The sequence below is a fragment of the Stenotrophomonas sp. YJH_SMC_120 genome, from assembly GCF_059368675.1.
Genome location: NZ_JCAFRY010000009.1, coordinates 39,918 through 58,494, shown reverse-complemented (window position 1 = coordinate 58,494; position 18,577 = coordinate 39,918). Strand labels below are relative to the sequence as shown.

Below are 18,577 nucleotides of genomic sequence, written 5' to 3'. Positions count from 1 at the left end.
CCGCCCCTTCGATGCGCCGATTGACCGTGGTGCAGTTGCTGCCGGCGCTGCACTCCGGCGGCGTCGAGCGCTCGACCCTGGAAATCGCTGCGGCCCTGGTCGCCGCCGGCCATCGCGCGCTGGTGGTTTCCGCCGGTGGCCGCCTGGTGCAGCCGCTGCTCGACAGCGGTGCCGAGCACCTCACCCTGGACATTGGCCGCAAGTCGCTGCTGACCCTGCGCCACTTGCCGACCCTGCGTCGCTTGTTTGCCGAGGTTGGTGCGGACATCGTGCATGCCCGCTCGCGGCTGCCGGCCTGGCTGGGCCTGTACGCAATCCGTGCCCTGCCTGCCGCGCAACGCCCGCACTGGGTGACCACCGTGCATGGGCTGAATTCGCCCAGCCGCTACAGCGCGGTGATGACCAGCGGCGAACGCGTGATCTGCGTGTCCAACACCGTGCGCGATTACGTGCAGCGCCACTACCCGACCGTGCCCGAACAGGCATTGCAGGTGATTCCGCGTGGCGTCGATGTGGCCCAGTTCCCGCGCGTGGCGCGTGCCGATCGCCGTGCGCGGATGGCGCTTGCGGCAGAGTACCCATGGCTGGCGCAGGTTGAAGGCCCCTTGCTGCTGTTGCCGGGGCGTGGCACCCGTCTGAAGGGTCACGCACACGCATTGCAGCTGCTGGCGGATGTGCGCGCCGCCGGCGTGCCGGCACAGTTGTGGATGCTGGGCACCGATGAACCCGGCCGTGAAGCCTACGTGGCCGACCTGCGCCGGCAGGCGGCCGCGCTCGGCGTGGCCGAGGCCGTGCACATCAGCACGCCGACCGCACGCATCGCCCAGGCCTACGCGGCCAGCGACCTGGTACTGCAGCTGTCGGACAAGCCCGAAGCGTTCGGCCGCACCGTGGTCGAGGCGTTGTCGGTGGGCCGGCCGGTGCTGGGTTGGGACCATGGCGGAGTTGGTGAGCTGCTTCGGCAGCTGCAACCCGCAGGTGCCGTGCCGCTCGGCGATGCGCGGGCATTGGGTGAACGTGCGCTGGCCCTGCTGGCCCAGCCCCCGTCCTTGCCGACCCGCATCCCGTTTACCCTGCAGGCCATGCAGCGCGATACCCTCCGCCTCTATGCCGACCTCGCCGGCTGACCCCGCCGTCATCGTGCGCGACGACCGCGCCGGGCGCTGGGCGCCCTGGTGGGTGCTGGCGTACGTGGCGATGTGGCCGTTGCCAGGCATCGCCGAAACCGTGTTGGGCCTGGGCGCGCTGTACGCGGCGGCGCGCATGGTGACGCGCCGCCTGCAGCGCCGCCCGCATCTGTTGAGCACGGCGGCCTGGGCACTGACTTCGATCCTGTTCCTTGGTTACTGGCTGCCGCAGGCATTCTCCGCATTCGATGCGATCGATCCGGCGGCCTCGTGGACCAAGGCTGCTGCGGGCCTGCGCTATCTGCCCTTCATGTGGCTGGTGGCGATCGCGGTGGCTACGCCGGAGCGGCGGCGGCTGACCTTCGCGGGGCTGGCACTGATCACCGGCGCATGGACGCTGGATGCACTGGTGCAGGCGGTGGCCGGCACCAGCCCATGGTTCTGGTCGCTGGAACACCTGAAGCTGGCGGTCAGTGGCCACGCACTGTGCCCGGCCGACGAGGCCGCACTGGCAGATCGCCTCAGTGGCGCACTGGGACCGTGCAACCTGAAGTTCGGCCAGGTGCTGGCCAGCCTGTCGCCGTTCCTGCTGCTGCCCGCCGCGCGGCGCTTTGGCAACACGGGCTGGCTGCTGGCTGCGGCAGCGCTGGGCAGCGTGCTGCTGTTGGCCGGTTCGCGCGCCTCGTGGATCACCTTCGCGCTGGTGCTGGCCTACAGCGGCGTGCGCCAGTTCGGCTGGAAACGGCTGGCCGCGCTGGCGCTGGTGGCGGTGCTCGGCGCCGGTGCGCTGACCGCCAGCGTGCCGCAGCTGCGCGAGCGCTTCGCGCGTACGGCCATGGCCCTGGATGGGGGCGAGCGTGGTGTCGACGAGGCCCTGTCAGGGCGCGCGCGGATCTGGGAAGCCGCCGCCTGCATGATTGAAGAGCACCCGATCAATGGCGTGGGTGCACGTGGTTTCCGCGATGCCTATCCCGCTTGCGTGGCGGAGGAAGGGCCGGCCGTGTGGGGCAATGCCCCGGCGCTTCATGCCCATCAGATCGTGCTGGAAATCCTCGCAGAGACTGGAGTGATTGGTCTGTTGCTGTGGCTGGCGGCGGTGGCCCAGGCCTGGCGCGCATGGCGCTACGCGCCGGCAATGGCCCGCGAACGCGCGCGTCCGGCGATGCTGGCGCTGGCGGTGACCGTGTTCCCGCTGAACACCCATCTGGCGTTCTATTCGGCCTTCTGGGGTGGCCTGACCGTATTGCTGGCCGCGCTGTTCGCCGGCAGCCTGCTGGCGCGCGACGCGGATGAATCACCCGCGCTGAAGTAACTGCGCATCCACGCCATGCGTGGATAGAGCCAATCCGCTCCCCGCGTTACTTGTAGAAAGCGCTCCGGCCACCCGGCTGCCGCTTGAATCGGCGATGGATCCAGAGGTACTGGTCGGGCGCCTCGCGCACCATCTCTTCGATGGCCTGGTTGACCCGCGTGGTATCGGCTTCCACGTCGTCGCTGGGGAAATTCTCCAGTGGCGCGCCGATCTTCAGGAAGTACTTCCCGCCTTCGCGGCGATGGAAATACGGGATCACCGCACAGCCGGTCATCCGCGCCAGCTGGTGGGTGGCGGTGATGGTCGAAGCGGTGTGGCCGAAGAACGGCACGAACACGGTGTCCTTGCCGCGCATGTCCTGGTCGGGCGCGTACCAGAGGAAGCCGCCCTTCTTCAGGTGGCGCACGGTAGCGCGGATGTCCTCATTGGCGAACATTGCCTTGGCGTAGCGCAGGCGGCCGAACTTCACCGCCCACTCGTACACCGGGTTCTTGTGCTTGCGGTACATGCCTGAAAGATCAACGTAGTCGCACAGCAGGCGCCCGCACATTTCCAGGGTCATGAAATGGCCGGACACCAGCAGCACGCCACGACCTTCCGCCTGCATCTGCCGTAGATGTTCCAGTCCTTCGATCTGCACCTGCGGGCGGATGCTGTCGATGCTGCCCCACCAGGCGCGGATGCACTCGAACACGCCCACACCCAGGGCATCGAAGCTGTCGCGCACCAGGCGCTGGCGCCAGGCCTCGTCCTTCTCGGGGAAGCACAGCTGCAGGTTGACCTCGGCGGCGCGGCGACGGCTGCCCAGCAGGCGCCAGGTGATCCAGCCGACGCCCCGGCCCAGCGCACGCTGCAGCATCCACGGCAGGCGGGCGATGGCGAAGGCGCCCAGCATGGCGGCGAACATCGGCCATTTGCGGGGATCGCGCAGCGACGGGCGGACGGCGGTGGTGGCATCGGACATTGGCCCATTCTACCAAGGCGGCCGCGTGTCTTTCCCGGGGGGCTCCCGTATCCTTGCCGCATGCGTAAAGACCCTGTCGAATGGATCCTGCGCGGCCTGTACTCGGTCGTGCTCTACATCCTGCTGCCGATCACCGTGTACCACCTGGTCTGGCGCGGCTTCCGGGTCCGTGAATACTTCCGGCGCTGGGATGAGCGCTATGCTTCCTATCCGCAGCCCACCGGCCAACCGCGGGTCTGGCTGCACGCGGTCTCGGTGGGCGAAGTCAATGCCGCTGCGCCGCTGGTGAACGCGCTGCGCAAGGAGCGCCCGGACATCCGCTGGGTCATCACCACCATCACCCCGACCGGCTCCGAGCGCGTGCGTGCGCTGTGGGGCGACGCCCTGGACCACGTCTACCTGCCGTATGACGTGCCCGGCAGCGTCAACCGCTTCCTCGGCCACTTCCAGCCCAGCCTGGCGCTGATCCTGGAAACCGAACTGTGGCCGAACATGCTGTTCGGCTGCCGTGACCGTGGCATTCCGGTCTACATCCTCAACGCGCGCCTCTCGGCGCGTTCGCTGCGGGGCTACCGGCTGCTGGCGTCATTGATCCGCCGCGCACTGCGCACGGTCACCTGCGTAGCCGCTCAGTCGCAGGACGATGCCGAGCGTTTCGTGCAGCTGGGTGCCGCGCCGGAGCAGGTGCAGGCGCTGGGCAACCTGAAGTTCGACATCACTACGCCGGACGTGCAGGGCTTCGTCGAGCAGTTCCATGCCCGCGTGCCGGCCCGGCGGCCGGTGTGGATCGCCGCCAGTACCCATGATGGTGAAGAACAGGCGGTGATCGATCTGCATCGTCGCCTGCGCCGGCAGCACCCCGACCTGTTGCTGCTGTGGGCGCCCCGGCATCCCGAGCGCTTCCCGAAGGTGGAGGCGCTGGCGCGGGAGCAGGGCTGGAACGTGGCAACCCGGCGCGCGAAGCAGTGGCCGGAGGTTGGAACCGATGTGTTCGTCATCGATACCCTGGGCGAGCTGATGCCGTTCTATGCCTGCGCGCAGGTGGCGTTTGTCGGTGGAAGCCTGCAGCCGATCGGTGGCCACAACCTGCTGGAGCCGGCGGCGATGGGCACCGCTGCGGTGACGGGCCCGCACCTGCACAACTTCTCGGAGATTTCCCGCCGCATGCGCGAGGCGGGCGCGCTGTTGATCGGCGAAGACGTGCAGGCGGTCGGCGAACTGCTGCAGCACCTGCTCGAAGATCCGCAGGCACGCGAGGACATGGCGCGGGCAGGCTGCACGCTGATCAGCAACGGACGCGGTGCCCTGCAGCGTACGCTGGCGCTGGTCGGACCGCACCTGCCGCCGCCTTGCCGCTGAGTCCGAAGGGCCGGCGCACGCGACGTGACTGTCGTGAAAGACCGCGTCAATTCTGCTTAGCGACCTGGAATCTGTCGTAGCGGGACCGGGAGCTTCCTTGCCAACGTGCCTGCCGTCACATCGTGATGCGCATGGCGCGTATTCCGATACCGCCTCCCGGCACAGGCTGTCAGTCTGCTGTCGACCGCGCTTGGGCGGATATCAAGGGAACTTGCGATGGACAGCGACAGCAGCCCCGGCATCGATGAGCCCGGGTACGGCGATCGCCTTGTGGTGGTGGCACTGACCTTGCTGCTGGGAGGCGGCGTGGTCGCGCTGGTCGGGCAGCACACCGCAGCCCAGGCAGGCCCGGCCATCGTCCTGAGCCTGCTGCTGGCCGCGCTGGGTACAGGGCCGCTGCTGTACTGCCTGCACGTTCTGAACCAGCAAAGGCCCGCTGCCGATGGCCTGCATGGCGTGGTGCGGGACTGCTGGGGAGGCGTGCCGGCCGTTCTGCTCGGTGGCGCGCTGCTGCTGGAACTGGTGGTGACTGCCGCTGGCGTTGCGCAGTCCGTCGCCAACCATCTGCATGTTCTGCTGGCTGGTTGTGGAATCGAGGCCAGCAACGGGATGCCGGGTCAACTGATGGCTGCTGCCAGCCTGCTGTTGCTTGCAGCGGTCGGGTCGCTGCGGCCACACCGTGTGGTGCTGGTTGCCTGCGTGCTGCTGACGGTGAAGGTCGGCGCCGGCCTGCTGTTGCTGGTGCTGGCAGCCCGCCATGTGCACTACGCGTACTGGATTCCATGGCTGCCGCCGGCAACGGCACCCTATCGCTTCGGGATCGGCGGTGTACTGGCGGCGAGCGTGCCGCTGTACGGTGTGTTCGCCACCGTTGGCCTGGCGATGGGATTTCCTGGCATCGGCAGGCAGGCGAGGGCACGGCCGCCGCTGCTGCCGGCGTGCGTGCTGCTGGCCATGGTGCTGCTGATCGTACTGGCCGCGTTGCAGGCGGGCCTGGTCGAATTTCCGGCCCTGGCCAGCACGCGGCCTTTGTCGGTCGCCCTGCAGCATCACCCGCAGTTGTACTGGGCGATGCCCTTGCTGCCGCTGGCCGGAGTGGCAGGGTTGGTGGCGCTCATCCTGGTGCTGCTGATGTTGGCTGCGCGGGTGGCGATGCAGCTGTGGCCGACGGCAGGTGACCGATCCCTGGAGTTCCTGGAGAGACTGGTGCCGGTTGCCGTCGTCCTGTCGGCGGCATTGCTGGCGTTGTGGGCGCCCATGGGCAGCCTGCCGGTACTGCCTGGTCCGGCAACCCTGTTGGTGATGGGGGCCGTGTGCGTGGCCGTGCTGCGCGGACGGGCACCGCGGTCACGCGCCCTGCCGGTGCTGGCTCCCGTCGCCATCGCACTGTGTCTGCTGGCCGCAGTCGAACGGATGCGGGTCTGGCCCGGCTGACGGTCGGTGGGTGCATGCTTCCGTCCGCGCGACCAACAAAAAAGCCACCCTCGCGGATGGCTTCTTCGTGACCGGCAGGCTGACGACTCAGTGCGTGGTGGTTGCCGGGTTGCCCGCGTCCTGGGTCAGCAGGCGGTTGACGTCCTGCAGCTCGGCCACGTCCAGCGCACCCAGCGACTGGCTCAGCAGCAGGCGGTTCTGCAGGAAGGTGTAACGGGCCTGGGCGTAGTCCAGCTGCGCCGAGAACAGGATGCGCTGGTTCTGGATCACGTCCAGCACGGTACGGGTGCCGACTTCCAGGCCGACCTGCGAGGCGTCATAGGCGCTCTGTGCCGAGACCACCGCCAGGCGGCGGGCTTCCACTTCGCTGATGCCCTGTACCAGGGTCTGGTACGCATTGCGGGTGTTGCGGTCCAGGGCACGCTTCTGCTGCTCGTAGCCGTCCTGGGCAATGTCACGCTGGGCCAGCGCCTGGCGCACGCCGGACTGGGTAGCGCCGCCGGCGAAGATCGGCACGTTCAGGGTCAGGCCGATGCTGTTGGTGCGGGCGTCGGGGGACAGCGAGCCGGAGCCGGTGCTGTCGCCCCAGGTCGCGGTCTTGCCCCAGCTGCCGCCCAGCGACAGGGTCGGGTAGTGGCCACCACGCGCGGCCTGCACGCCGGCTTCGGCGGCGCTCACCTTCAGTTCCTGCGCCTTCAGCGCCGGATTCTGGGTGGTGGCCTGGTGCACCAGCTCGTCGATGTTGCCACGGTTGGCCGGCACTTCCGGACGGAAGTCGGCCGGCAGCCCACGCAGGTTGGTCACCGGCTGGCCGGTCAGTTCGGTCAGCGCCTGGTAGTTATCGGCCAGGGTGTTCTGCGCAACGATGGTGTTGGCGCGCGCCTGGTCGTACTGGGCGCGTGCTTCGTGCACGTCGGTGATCGGCGCCAGGCCCACTTCCAGGCGCTTGTCGGCGAAGTCGAACTGCTTCTTCGCAGCCGCTTCATTGGTCTGTGCGGCGTTCAGCGATTCGATCGCCACCAGCACGTTGAAGTAGGCCGCCGAGGTGCGCACGATCAGGCTGTCGTTGGCAGATTCGAGGGTGAAGTCCGCCGCCTTGCTCAGCTCACGCTGCGAACGCAGGTTGTTGATCTGGGTCCAGTTGAACAGCGTCTGGCTGCCATCGATCGTGTAATTGCGGCGCTTGTTGGTGAACGAGCCGGAGTTGATGTCGGCGTTCGGCTCGCTGCGCGTGCGGTTCAGCGTGGCCTGGCCGTTGATCTGCGGCAGCAGGGCGGCGCGCGCCTGCACGGCGCCTTCCTTGTCGACCAGCCGGGTCGATTCGGCGGCGGACAGCTGCGGATCGCCGTTGCGTGCCATTTCGTAGACCTGCAGCAGGTCGGCGGCATGGGCAGACAACGGCAGCAGGGCAGTGGCCAGCGCAACAGCGAGGGATCGGCGGATCATTGCGGCTTCCTTGGACTCAGAGGTGGAACTGGGGGGCCGGGGCGGCACCACGCAGGTAATCGATATCGGTCTCGAACAGGGACTCGGTGCTGCCGTCGGCCTTGACCAGCAGGGCCTCCATCGCCGGCGAGCGGCCGTGGATCACGAACAGGCGACCACCCGGACGCAGCCACGAGGCGAACTGTGACGGCACCACGTCGACCGCACCAGTGACACAGATCACGTCAAAGCGGCGTTCGGTCTGCCAGGACAGGGCGTCAGCCACTTCCACGCGGACGTTGGTGCCCAGGCCGGAGGCGTCCAGGCGGGCACGCGCGGCGGTGGCCAGCTCCGGGTCGATCTCCAGGCTCAGCACGTCGCGCGCGAGCGCGCCGATGCAGGCGGACAGGAAGCCGCTGCCGGTGCCGATTTCCAGCACTTCGTCACCCGGCTGCAGATCCAGTGCCTGCAGGGTACGGCCCTCGATGACCGGCTTCATCATCTTCTGGCCGTGGCCGATCGGCAGTTCGACATCGGCGTAGGCCAGCGCCCGGTGTGCATCGGCGACAAAAGCCTCGCGCGGCAGGCGGGCCAGGACGTCGAGCACCTTGATGTCCAGCACGTCCCAGGGACGGATCTGCTGTTCCACCATCAGTTCGCGGGCGTGGGCGTAATCAATCGTCATGAGGTTCAAATCCAGCGCAGTGGGCCGGCCATTTTACCGGTGCCGGAGGCCGGCGGCGCGCCCAGAGCATCAGCTGCCGGGTGGCCGGGGTCGCAGTGCCGGAAGTCATCGCGACCTCCGGTTCGTTCAGTTTTGGTTATTCAGCCGTCCCGGCCCCTCGCGGCGCATAGGCGCGCAGGAAGAAGTCGATGCTGGCGGTCACGTGGGCAAGAGGGTCGCACTCCACCGGTGACAGTGGCATGCCGCACATCATATGCATGTGCACTTCGCCCTTGACCAGGGTCAGGAACTGCTCGCCAGCCAGCGAATAGTCGGTGATTTCCAGCTCGCCGCGCTCGGCGCGTGCCCGCAGGAAGTCAGCCAGGGCCTCGCAGGTACGTTCCGGTCCTGCCTTCCAGAACAGCTCGCGCAGGCGTTCGTCGGTCTCCGGCGCCATCATCATGCGCTGGATCGAGATCGCCGCATCGGAAGTGATCAGTTCGAAGAAGGCCAGGCCGATGCCGATCAGCTGGTCGCGCAGCGGGCCGTCCGCGTCGGCCACGAACAGGGCATCGGGCAGCATTTCAACGCACTTTGACTGCACGGCCTCGGAGAACAGGGTCTCCTTGTCGCCGAAGTGGCTGTACACGGTCAGCTTCGAGACGCCGGCCTGGGCGGCAATGGCGTCCATGCTCACGCCGGTATACCCCTGTTCGATGAACAGTACCTTGGCTGCTTCGAGGATCGCCGCGCGCTTGCCCAGATCCTTGGGACGCCCGGGTCCGGCGGCCTTGGCAGCGGGCTTGGCCGACGGCTTGCGGGAAGTGGAAGAACTCATCGCAACAATACTAGACCAAGCGGTTCGATATTTATACTATACCGGCCGGTTTATTAAATTGGGCCGGCAGTCGCGGCTCCCCCTTGTTGCAACCCTGCGTTTTCAGGACGTTGACCGATGAAGATCGTGCGCTGGATGGGCGGTATGGTGTGGGTGGCTGCGCTGGCAGCCTGTTCGGGACAGGAACAGGCGCCGCAGGCGGCCGTGCCGGTACTGGTGGTTCACCCCGGCGAACAGGCCGGACAGGCGCCGGCGGCATTCCCGGGCACGGTGCGTGCCCGTCAGGAAAGCCCGCTGTCGTTCCGCGTCGGAGGCAACCTGGTCAAGCGCCACGTCGATGCCGGCCAGCGGGTGAAGAAGGGCGACGTGCTGGCCGAACTGGACGTGGCTGACTTCGCGCTGCAGGCCCGTGCCTCACAGGCGCAGCTGGCTGCGGCCGAGGCCGACCTGGTGCGTGCCCGCGATGACCTGAAGCGCTACCAGGTGCTGGCCGACCAGCAACTGGTCAGCCGCTCGCAGCTGGACCAGCAGTCCGCGGCGTTCAAGGCCGCGCAGGGCCAGGCCAATGCGGCCCGCGCCAACCTCGATGTGCTGCGCAACCAGGCTGACTACGCGCAGCTGCGCGCGCCGGCCGATGGCGTGATCGCCAGCCGCGAGGCCGAAGCCGGGCAGGTGGTGTCCGCCGGCCAGACCATCTTCAACCTGGCCGCCGATGGCGGCCGCGAAGTGCTGATCGACCTGCCCGAGGCGACCATCCGCGACTACGCGGTCGGCCAGCCGGTCGAGGTGGAACTGTGGAACCGCCCGGGCCAGCGCCTGCCCGGTACGATCCGCGAGATCGCCGCCGCCGCCGATCCGCAGGCACGCACCTATGCCACCCGCGTCAGCCTGGCCGCCGATGCGCTGGCCGATGTCGAACTGGGCCAGAGCGCACGCGTCTACAGCAGCGCCGGTCGCCACGGTACCCTGCAGCTGCCGCTGGGCGCGCTGCAGCGCGGTGCCAACGGTGCCGCCAGCGTGTGGGTGGTCGATCCGGCCAACAGCACGCTGAAGGCCGCCTCGGTCACCACCGGTGCGTTTGGCAGCGAGACCGTGCCGGTGCTGTCCGGCGTGAACGCGGGTGACTGGGTGGTTGCCGCCGGTGGCCACCTGCTGCGGGCGGGCCAGCCGGTGATCGCCGTGGACCGGCAGAACCGCCCGGTGCTGAAGCCGGCCGCGCCGGCCGCTGCCGCCAAGGCCAAGGAGTAAGCCGGTGCGCCGCTTCAATCTTTCCGAGTGGGCGCTGGCCAACCGCCCGCTGGTGCTGTTCGCGATGCTGGCCTTCGCGCTGATCGGCGCGTGGTCGTACAAGCACCTGGGCCAGTCCGAGGATCCACCATTCACCTTCAAGGCGATGGTGGTGCGCACGCTGTGGCCGGGCGCCACCGCTGAACAGGTCTCGCGGCAGGTGACCGAGCCGATCGAGAAGGCGCTGATGAACACCGGCGAGTACGAGTTCATCCGCTCCTATTCGCGCCCCGGCGAATCGCAGGTCATCTTCATGGCCCGCGACAGCCTGCGTTCCAGGCAGATCCCGGACCTGTGGTACCAGGTGCGCAAGCGCGTGGGCGACATCCGTGCGACGCTGCCGCGCGAGATCGTCGGTCCGTTCTTCAACGATGAGTTCGGCGACACCTACGGCAACATCTATGCGTTGACCGGCAAGGGCTTCGACTACGCTGTGATGCGCGACTACGCCGACCGCATCCAGCTGGAACTGCAGCGCGTGCCCGATGTCGGCAAGATCGACCTGGTCGGCCTGCAGGACGAGAAGGTGTGGATCGAGCTGTCCAACACCCGCCTGGCCACGCTGGGCGTGTCGATGCAGCAGGTACAGCAGGCGCTGGCCGACCAGAATGCGGTCACCGGCACCAGCTTCTTCGAGACCGCCACCGACCGCGTGCAGCTGCGCGTGACCGGCCAGTTCAACGACATCGAAGCGATCCGCCAGTTCCCGATCCGCGCCGGTGACCGCACCGTGCACCTGGGCGACATCGCCGAGGTCAAGCGTGGCTTCGCCGATCCGGCGTCGCCGAAGATGCGCTTCATGGGTGAAGAGGCCATCGGCCTGGCAGTGGCGATGAAGGATGGCGGTGACATCCTCAAGCTCGGCGCCAATCTCGATGCCGAGTTCGAGCGCCTGCAGAAGACCCTGCCGGCGGGCATGCAGCTGCGCAAGGTGTCCGACCAGCCGCAGTCGGTGGAAGAGTCGGTCGGCGAGTTCGTGCAGGTGCTGACCGAAGCGGTGGTGATCGTGCTGCTGGTCAGTTTCTTCTCGCTGGGCCTGCGCACCGGCCTGGTGGTGGGCGTGACCATTCCACTGGTGCTGGCGATGACCTTCTTCGTCATGCACTACTTCGACATCGGCCTGCACAAGATTTCGCTGGGTGCACTGGTGCTGGCGCTGGGCCTGCTGGTGGACGATGCGATCATCGCGGTGGAGATGATGGCCACCAAGATGGAGCAGGGTTACGACCGCCTGCGCGCGGCCAGTTTCGCCTGGGAATCCACCGCGTTCCCGATGCTGACCGGCACGCTGATCACGGCGGCCGGCTTCCTGCCCATCGCTACGGCGGCCTCGAGCACCGGTGAGTACACGCGTTCGCTGTTCCAGGTGGTGACCATCGCGCTGGTGGTGTCGTGGATCGCGGCGGTGCTGTTCATCCCGTACCTGGGCGACAAGATGCTGCCGGACCTGTTCAATCCGCAGCCGCCGAAGCCGGGCAGCGTGTCCGCGCGCTGGCATGCCAAGCGCCAGCAGTGGGCCGACCGCTATCCGGCGCTGGCCAACCTGATCGCGCCGCCGCAGCACGGGCACGACCACGATCCGTACCAGCGCCCGTTCTACCGCAGCTTCCGTCGCTTCCTCGATGGCTGCCTGCGCCACCGCTGGTGGGTGATTGCCGCGACCATCGCCCTGTTCGTGTTCTCGCTGATGATGTTCCGCTTCGTGCCGCAGCAGTTCTTCCCGGATTCGACCCGGCCGGAACTGATGGTGGACATCGAGCTGGCCGAGGGCGCATCGCTGCGCTCGACCCAGGCCCAGGCCGAGAAGCTGGAGAAGCTGCTGTCCAGCCGCGAGGGCATCGCGAACTACGTGTCCTACGTGGGCACCGGTTCGCCGCGCTTCTACCTGCCGCTGGACCAGCAGCTGCCGGCCACCAACTTCGCCCAGTTCGTGGTACTGGCCAAGGACATCAAGGCGCGCGAAAGCACACGTGACTGGCTGCTGCACGAGGTGATTCCGAAGTTCCCGGACGTGCAGATGCGCGTGACCCGCCTGGAGAACGGCCCGCCGGTCGGCTATCCGGTGCAGATGCGCATTTCCGGCGAGCACATCGAGAAGGTGCAGGCGATCGCGCGCCAGGTCGAAGCCAAGGTGCGCGAGAACCCGCACGTGATGAACGTCAACCTGGACTGGAGCGAGCCGAGCAAGGTGGTGCGGCTGGTGATCGACCAGGAGCGTGCGCGGGCGCTGGGCGTGAGCAGTGCCCAGGTCAGCCAGTTCCTGTCCAGTTCGCTGGCCGGGCAGTCGGTGAGCGTGTACCGCGAGGGCAACCGCCAGATCGAGATGCTGCTGCGTGGCCCGGCCGACGAGCGCAACCAGCTGGAGCTGCTGTCGAGCCTGTCGATGCCGACCGCCAACGGCGGCAGCATCACGCTGTCGCAGGTGGCGACGATGGAGTACGGCTTCGAGGACGGCATCATCTGGCACCGCAACCGCCTGCCGACGGTGACCGTGCGTGCCGACATCAGCGATGGCATGCAGCCGCTGGACGTGGTGCATCAGATCCTGCCGACGCTGGATGGCATCCGTGCCGAGCTGCCGAACGGTTACCTGCTGGAAACCGGCGGTACCGTGGAGGATTCGGCACGTGGCCAGAACTCGATCAAGGCCGGCATGCCGCTGTTCCTGGTGGTGGTGGCCACGCTGCTGATGCTGCAGCTGCGCAGCTTCTCGCGTGCGGCGATGGTGCTGGTGACCGCGCCGCTGGGCATCATCGGCGCGACGTTGTTCCTGCTGCTGTTCCGCGCGCCGTTCGGCTTCGTGGCACTGCTGGGCACGATCGCGCTGGCCGGCATGATCATGCGCAACTCGGTGATCCTGATCGACCAGATCCAGCAGGACATCGATGCCGGGCATGACCGCTGGCATTCGATCATCGACGCGACGGTGCGCCGCTTCCGCCCGATCGTACTGACCGCGCTGGCGGCCGTGCTGGCGATGATTCCGCTGTCGCGCAGCGCGTTCTATGGCTCGATGGCGATCTCGATCATGGGCGGCCTGATCGTCGGCACGGTGCTGACCCTGGTGTTCCTGCCGGCGTTGTACGCGGCATGGTTCCGGGTGAAGCCGGACGAATCCGGGGCGTAATGCCCCGGGTTCTGCGGCCACCGCCCTGGTAGGTGCCAACCTTGGTTGGCACTGCGGCACGCATCCACGCATGGCGTGGATCTACTGCAGCTGCAGGCCGCTCCGTAGCACTGGCAGCAGCCATTCGATGAACACCTGCACGCGTTGCGCGCGGTGTTGCCGGTGCGGCTGCAGCAGGGTCACCGGTAACGGCTGCGCCACGTACTGCGGCATCACCTCCACCAATGCGCCTGACTGCAGTTCGGCCTGTACGTCGTAGCGCGGAATCTGCAGCAGCCCCAGCCCCGCCACGCAGCACGCGATCGACGCCTCGGCACTGTTCACCCGCACCCAGCCGGGCATCGGCAATGTGCGTAGCTGCGTACCCTCCTGCCATTCCCACGCTTCCACCCGCGCCGTGGTCGGCGACGCGTAGTTCACCGCCCGGTGCTGCTGCAGGTCGGCAGGTTGCTGCGGCACACCGTACTCGCGCAGGTAGGCCGGCGCGGCCACGTTGACGAAGTCGAGCTGGCCCAGCGTGCGCGCGACCAGGCTGGAATCGCCCAACTGCCCGACCCGCAGCACGGCGTCGCAGCCGTCTTCGATCAGGTTCACCGCGCGGTCGGTCATGCCCAGGTCGACTTCCACCTGCGGATGGCGCGCGAAGAAGTCGGGCAGCGCCGGGGCGAGGATGCGGCGGCCGATGCGGCTGGGCACGTCGATCTTCAGCAGGCCCACCGGCTGCGCGTCGTCCTGCCGGAACAGCGCTTCGGCGTCTTCAACTTCGGCGATCAGGCGCAGGCAGCGGGCATGGAACACGTCGCCGTCGTGGGTGGTGGACACCCGTCGGGTCGAGCGCTGCAGCAGGCGGGTGCCGAGCCGCTGCTCCAGCTCCGCAATGGCTGCCGAGACGGTGGAGCGGGGCAGGCCGAGCTGGTCGGCGGCGCGGGTGAAGCTGGCGCACTCCACCACCCGGGTGAAGATGCGGAAGCGATCGATCCGGTCCATTGTTCGCTGGCTCTGGAAGGTTAAGTCAATGCGGCGGGCTTTATCCGCATTTTCTGCACGATATCGTCGTCAGGGCAGGGTTGCCACCCCGGGCAGCCCCCTCCCGAGACCGACGCCATGACCGACCATTCCCTCAAGGGCAGGACCGTGCTGATTGCCGGTGGCGCCAAGAACCTGGGCGGACTGATCGCCCGCGACTTCGCCAGCCAGGGCGCCAAAGCCATCGTCATCCACTACAACAGCGCCGCCACCCAGGCCGATGCAGAGGCGACCGTCGCCGCCGTGCAGGCCGCTGGCAGCAAGGCCGTTGCCCTGCAGGGCGACCTGACGTCGGCGGCAGCGATGGAGCGCTTGTTCGCCGATGCCGTGGCCGCAGTCGGCCGTCCCGACATCGCCATCAATACGGTCGGCAAGGTGCTGAAGAAGCCGCTGCTGGAGATCAGCGAAGCCGAGTACGACGAGATGAGCGCGGTCAACGCCAAGGCCGCGTTCTTCTTCCTCAAGGAGGCTGGACGCCACGTCAACGACGGTGGCCGCGTCTGCACTCTGGTCACCTCACTGCTGGGTGCGTTCACGCCGTTCTATTCCAGCTATGCCGGCACCAAGGCGCCGGTTGAGCATTTCACCCGCGCGGCGTCCAAGGAGTTCGGTGAGCGCGGCATCTCGGTGACTGCGATCGGGCCGGGCCCGATGGACACGCCGTTCTTCTACCCGGCCGAGAGTGCCGATGCGCAGGCATACCACAAGACCGCGGCCGCGCTCTCGGCGTTCACCCGCACCGGCCTGACCGACATCGCCGACATCGTGCCGTGGATCCGCTTCCTGGTCACTGACGGCTGGTGGATGACCGGGCAGACCATCCTGGTCAATGGTGGGTACACCACCAAATAATGCGGCCACGCATGGGGTGGTTCTACAGTAGAGCCACCCCATGGGTGGCTGTCCGCAATGTGCGAAGGGAGAGGCGCCACGCGTGGCGTGGCGCTATCGGATCAGTTGAGTTTGGCCAGCACCGCGTCGGTGGCGGCTGCCGTGCTCACCGCCTGGCCCTTGGCGGCCAGATCGGCGGTGAACACGCCATCGTCCAGCACGGCGTGCACGGCGGCTTCCACCGCAGCGGCTTCCGTTTCCAAACCCAGCGAATGGCGCAGCAGCATCGCGGCGCTGAAGATCGTCGCGTACGGATTGGCGATGCCCTTGCCAGCGATATCCGGAGCCGAACCATGGATCGGTTCGTAGATGCCGACCGCGCCCGGCTCGCCCAGCGAGGCCGACGGCAGCAGGCCCAGCGAGCCGGCCAGCATCGACGCCTCATCGGTGAGGATGTCGCCGAACATGTTCTCGGTCACGATCACGTCGTACTCGCGCGGCTTGGCGAGCAGGTGCATGGCCATGGAATCGACCAGCTGGTGCTCCAGTGCAACGTCCGGGAATTCCTCGCGGCCGATGCGCGCGGCCACGTCACGCCACAGGCGCGAGGTCTCCAGCACGTTGGCCTTGTCCACCGAGGTGACCTTGCCGCGGCGCTGCCGGGCCAGGCGGAAGGCACTGCGCAGCACGCGTTCGATCTCGGCCACGGTGTAGCGGCACAGGTCGCTGGCGCTGTCGGCGTCGCGGGTCTTGTCGCCGAAGTAGATGCCACCGGTCAGCTCGCGTACCACCACGAAGTCCACGCCCTGCAGCAGCTCGGCCTTGATCGGTGAGGCGTGCAGTGCGCCTTCGTGGGTACGCACCGGGCGCAGGTTGGCATACAGGCCCAGCGCCTTGCGGATCGCCAGCAGGCCCTGTTCCGGGCGCACCTTGGCGTTGGGATCGGACCACTTCGGGCCGCCGACCGCACCCAGCAGCACCGCGTTGGCGACCTGGCAGGCAGTCAACGTAGAGGCCGGCAGCGGCTCGCCGTGGCGGTCGATGGCGATGCCACCGATGTCGTGCTCGCTGAAGGTGAAGGTGTGGTTGAAGCGTGTGGCGACAGACTTCAGGACGGCGACTGCCGCGGCGGCCACTTCCGGGCCGATGCCATCACCGGGCAGAACAACAATTTCAGCGTGCATGCTCACTCTCGTAGCGTTCGATTTCAGGGACACGGCCCAACAGATACCCCAACTGGTCGACGCCTTCCAGCAGGCAGGTCTGCGAGAAGCCATCCAGCGGGAAGGAATAGACGCGCCCATCGGGCGTGCGCAGCTCGCGCGCGGCCACGTCGATGGTCAGCTCGTCGTCCGGGCGCTGCATCAGCGCCTGCACGTCGGCTTCGTCCAGCACGATCGGCAGCAGGCCGTTCTTCAGCGAGTTGCCGCGGAAGATGTCGGCGATCTCGCTGCTGACGATGGCGCGCAGGCCCAGGTCGGTCAGTGCCCACGGTGCATGCTCGCGCGACGAGCCGCAGCCGAAGTTGCGGCCCGCCAGCAGGATGCTGCGGCCGGCGTTGTGCGGCTGGTTGAAGGCGAAGTCGGCCACCGGCGAGCCGTCGGCCTGCCAGCGCCAGTCATTGAACGCGTTGCGGCCCAGGCCGGCGCGCTCGGTGGTGGACAGGAACCGCGCCGGAATGATCTGGTCGGTGTCGATGTTGGTCTGGCGCAGCACCACGCTGGCCGAGGTCAGGGTACGGAAACCGGCCATCACGCCACCTCCTGTGCGAACAGTTCGCGGGTATCGGCGACGTGCCCGTTCACCGCGGCCCACGCCGCGCTCATCGGCGAGGCCAGCAGCGTGCGCGAACCAGGGCCCTGGCGGCCTTCGAAGTTGCGGTTGCTGGTGCTCACGGCCAGCTGCCCGGGCGCGACCAGATCGCCGTTCATGGCGATGCACATCGAGCAGCCCGGCTCGCGCCACTCGGCACCGGCCGCGCGCACGATCTCGTGGATGCCTTCGGCCTCGGCCTCGCGCTTGACGATCTCCGAGCCCGGCACCACCAGCATGCGCACCCGGTCAGCGACGCGACGACCGCGCAGCACCTGCGCCACCTCGCGCATGTCGCTCAGGCGGCCATTGGTGCACGAGCCGACGAACACCACGTCCACCGGCGTGCCCGCCAGCGCCTTGCCGGCCTGGAAATGCATGTAGTCCAGACCCTTCTGTGCGGCGGCATCGTTGGCGGCGGGGATCGGTGCATCCACCGCGATGGCGGTGCCCGGATGCGTGCCCCAGGTCAGGGTCGGGCGGATGTCGGCGGCGTCGATGTGCACTTCGCTGTCAAAGCGCGCGCCGTCATCGCTGCGCAGCTGCTGCCAGCGTGCGACGGCCGCATCGAAGTCGGCACCCTTGGGGCCGCGCGGGGTAGCAGCGACGAAGTCGAAGGTGACCTGGTCCGGTGCCACCATGCCGGCACGCGCACCCGCCTCGATCGACATGTTGCACAGGGTCATGCGCTGTTCCATGTCCATCGCTTCGATGGTGCTGCCACGGAACTCGATGACGTGGCCGGTGCCGCCGTTGACGCCGATCACGCCGATGATGTGCAGGACCACGTCCTTGGCGCCGACGCCGGGCGCCAGCGGGCCATCGACGGTGATCGCGAAGGTCTTCGCCTTGCGCTGCAGCAGGCACTGCGTGGCCAGCACGTGGCCGACTTCACTGGTGCCGATGCCGAAGGCCAGCGAACCGAACGCACCGTGGGTGGAGGTGTGGCTGTCGCCGCAGACGATGGTCATGCCGGGCTGGGTGAAGCCTTGTTCCGGCGCGATCACGTGGACGATGCCGCGATTGTCCGAGGCCATGTCGAACAGTTCGATGCCGTGTTCGGCGCAGTTGCGTGCCAGGGTGGCGACCTGAGCTTCCGACGCAGCGCTGGCGTAGGGAAGCGTGCCGTCGGCGGCAGGCGGCAGGGTTGGCGTGGAGTGGTCCATCGTCGCCTTGGTGCGGTCCGGGCGGCGCGGCGACAGGCCGCGCTCGCGCAGTTCGGTGAACGCCTGCGGTGAGGTCACCTCGTGGATCAGGTGCAGGTCGATGTACAGCACGGCGGGGGCGCTGTCGGATTCGGGAACCACCACGTGGGCGTCCCACAGTTTGTCGTACAGGGTGCGGGGTGCGGAAGTCATGCGTATGCCTGGC

At 67.9% G+C, this 18,577-nt stretch carries 15 protein-coding genes; 7 read left to right on the top strand and 8 right to left on the bottom strand.

Annotated elements, in window-relative coordinates:
- Nucleotides 1-11: 11 nt before the first annotated feature.
- Together AC5P60_RS12545 and AC5P60_RS12540 are read left to right on the top strand one after the other, a co-directional pair.
- A complete protein-coding gene (locus AC5P60_RS12545) occupies nucleotides 12-1,127 on the top strand; it encodes a glycosyltransferase (RefSeq protein ID WP_049453155.1) in 1,116 nt (371 codons plus the stop codon).
- Entirely contained in the window at nucleotides 1,108-2,439 is a 1,332-nt protein-coding gene (locus AC5P60_RS12540) for an O-antigen ligase family protein (RefSeq protein WP_033835646.1), read from the top strand. The genes AC5P60_RS12545 and AC5P60_RS12540 overlap by 20 nt, the downstream gene beginning before the upstream one ends.
- A gap of 46 nt (nucleotides 2,440-2,485) precedes the next feature.
- On the opposite strand, the gene AC5P60_RS12535 is transcribed toward AC5P60_RS12540, so the two are convergent.
- Complete coding sequence (locus tag AC5P60_RS12535; protein ID WP_483693609.1) at nucleotides 2,486-3,403, bottom strand: LpxL/LpxP family Kdo(2)-lipid IV(A) lauroyl/palmitoleoyl acyltransferase; 918 nt, start codon at nucleotides 3,401-3,403, stop codon at nucleotides 2,486-2,488.
- Between the two features lie 60 nt (nucleotides 3,404-3,463).
- On the opposite strand from AC5P60_RS12535, the gene waaA reads away from it, so the two are divergent.
- Entirely contained in the window at nucleotides 3,464-4,762 is a 1,299-nt protein-coding gene (waaA, locus tag AC5P60_RS12530; RefSeq protein WP_049403581.1) for a lipid IV(A) 3-deoxy-D-manno-octulosonic acid transferase, read from the top strand.
- Nucleotides 4,763-4,978: 216 nt separating this feature from the next.
- Nucleotides 4,979-6,196, top strand: a complete 1,218-nt coding sequence (locus tag AC5P60_RS12525; protein WP_033835643.1) for a hypothetical protein — start codon at nucleotides 4,979-4,981, stop codon at nucleotides 6,194-6,196.
- A gap of 87 nt (nucleotides 6,197-6,283) precedes the next feature.
- On the opposite strand, the gene AC5P60_RS12520 is transcribed toward AC5P60_RS12525, so the two are convergent.
- From AC5P60_RS12520 to AC5P60_RS12510, 3 genes are all read right to left on the bottom strand, one after another.
- Nucleotides 6,284-7,642: a TolC family outer membrane protein gene (locus AC5P60_RS12520; protein WP_033835642.1), complete on the bottom strand. Its 1,359-nt coding sequence runs from the start codon at nucleotides 7,640-7,642 to the stop codon at nucleotides 6,284-6,286.
- Between the two features lie 16 nt (nucleotides 7,643-7,658).
- Nucleotides 7,659-8,306 (bottom strand): protein-L-isoaspartate O-methyltransferase family protein, encoded by a 648-nt coding sequence (locus AC5P60_RS12515; protein WP_005410960.1) that lies wholly within the window; start codon nucleotides 8,304-8,306, stop codon nucleotides 7,659-7,661.
- Between the two features lie 136 nt (nucleotides 8,307-8,442).
- On the bottom strand, nucleotides 8,443-9,123 hold the full coding sequence (locus AC5P60_RS12510; RefSeq protein WP_033835640.1) for a TetR/AcrR family transcriptional regulator: 681 nt from the start codon (nucleotides 9,121-9,123) through the stop codon (nucleotides 8,443-8,445).
- Nucleotides 9,124-9,240: 117 nt separating this feature from the next.
- Between AC5P60_RS12510 and AC5P60_RS12505 the strand changes: the two genes are divergently transcribed.
- Entirely contained in the window at nucleotides 9,241-10,371 is a 1,131-nt protein-coding gene (locus AC5P60_RS12505) for an efflux RND transporter periplasmic adaptor subunit (protein WP_005410958.1), read from the top strand.
- A gap of 4 nt (nucleotides 10,372-10,375) precedes the next feature.
- A complete protein-coding gene (locus tag AC5P60_RS12500; RefSeq protein ID WP_005410957.1) occupies nucleotides 10,376-13,537 on the top strand; it encodes an efflux RND transporter permease subunit in 3,162 nt (1,053 codons plus the stop codon).
- 81 nt (nucleotides 13,538-13,618) lie between these two features.
- Here the strand turns inward: AC5P60_RS12500 and AC5P60_RS12495 are convergent, their stop codons facing one another.
- Nucleotides 13,619-14,524 (bottom strand): LysR family transcriptional regulator, encoded by a 906-nt coding sequence (locus AC5P60_RS12495; RefSeq protein ID WP_483693608.1) that lies wholly within the window; start codon nucleotides 14,522-14,524, stop codon nucleotides 13,619-13,621.
- Nucleotides 14,525-14,641: 117 nt separating this feature from the next.
- On the opposite strand from AC5P60_RS12495, the gene AC5P60_RS12490 reads away from it, so the two are divergent.
- Nucleotides 14,642-15,415, top strand: coding sequence for an SDR family oxidoreductase (locus AC5P60_RS12490; RefSeq protein ID WP_033835636.1), 774 nt, complete (start codon nucleotides 14,642-14,644; stop codon nucleotides 15,413-15,415).
- Nucleotides 15,416-15,516: 101 nt separating this feature from the next.
- Here the strand turns inward: AC5P60_RS12490 and leuB are convergent, their stop codons facing one another.
- The 3 genes from leuB to leuC are packed head-to-tail and all read right to left on the bottom strand — an operon-like array spanning nucleotide 15,517 to nucleotide 18,564.
- Nucleotides 15,517-16,578 carry a 3-isopropylmalate dehydrogenase gene (leuB, locus tag AC5P60_RS12485; protein WP_483693607.1) on the bottom strand — a complete coding sequence of 354 codons (1,062 nt, stop codon included), beginning with the start codon at nucleotides 16,576-16,578 and terminating at the stop codon, nucleotides 15,517-15,519.
- The gene (gene leuD / locus AC5P60_RS12480; protein ID WP_005410953.1) at nucleotides 16,568-17,146 is read right to left on the bottom strand and encodes a 3-isopropylmalate dehydratase small subunit; all 579 of its coding nucleotides are present in this window, start codon (nucleotides 17,144-17,146) and stop codon (nucleotides 16,568-16,570) included. Before leuD ends, leuB begins: the two co-directional genes overlap by 11 nt.
- The gene (gene leuC, locus AC5P60_RS12475; RefSeq protein WP_049403577.1) at nucleotides 17,146-18,564 is read right to left on the bottom strand and encodes a 3-isopropylmalate dehydratase large subunit; all 1,419 of its coding nucleotides are present in this window, start codon (nucleotides 18,562-18,564) and stop codon (nucleotides 17,146-17,148) included. The genes leuD and leuC overlap by 1 nt, the downstream gene beginning before the upstream one ends.
- Nucleotides 18,565-18,577: the final 13 nt, after the last annotated feature.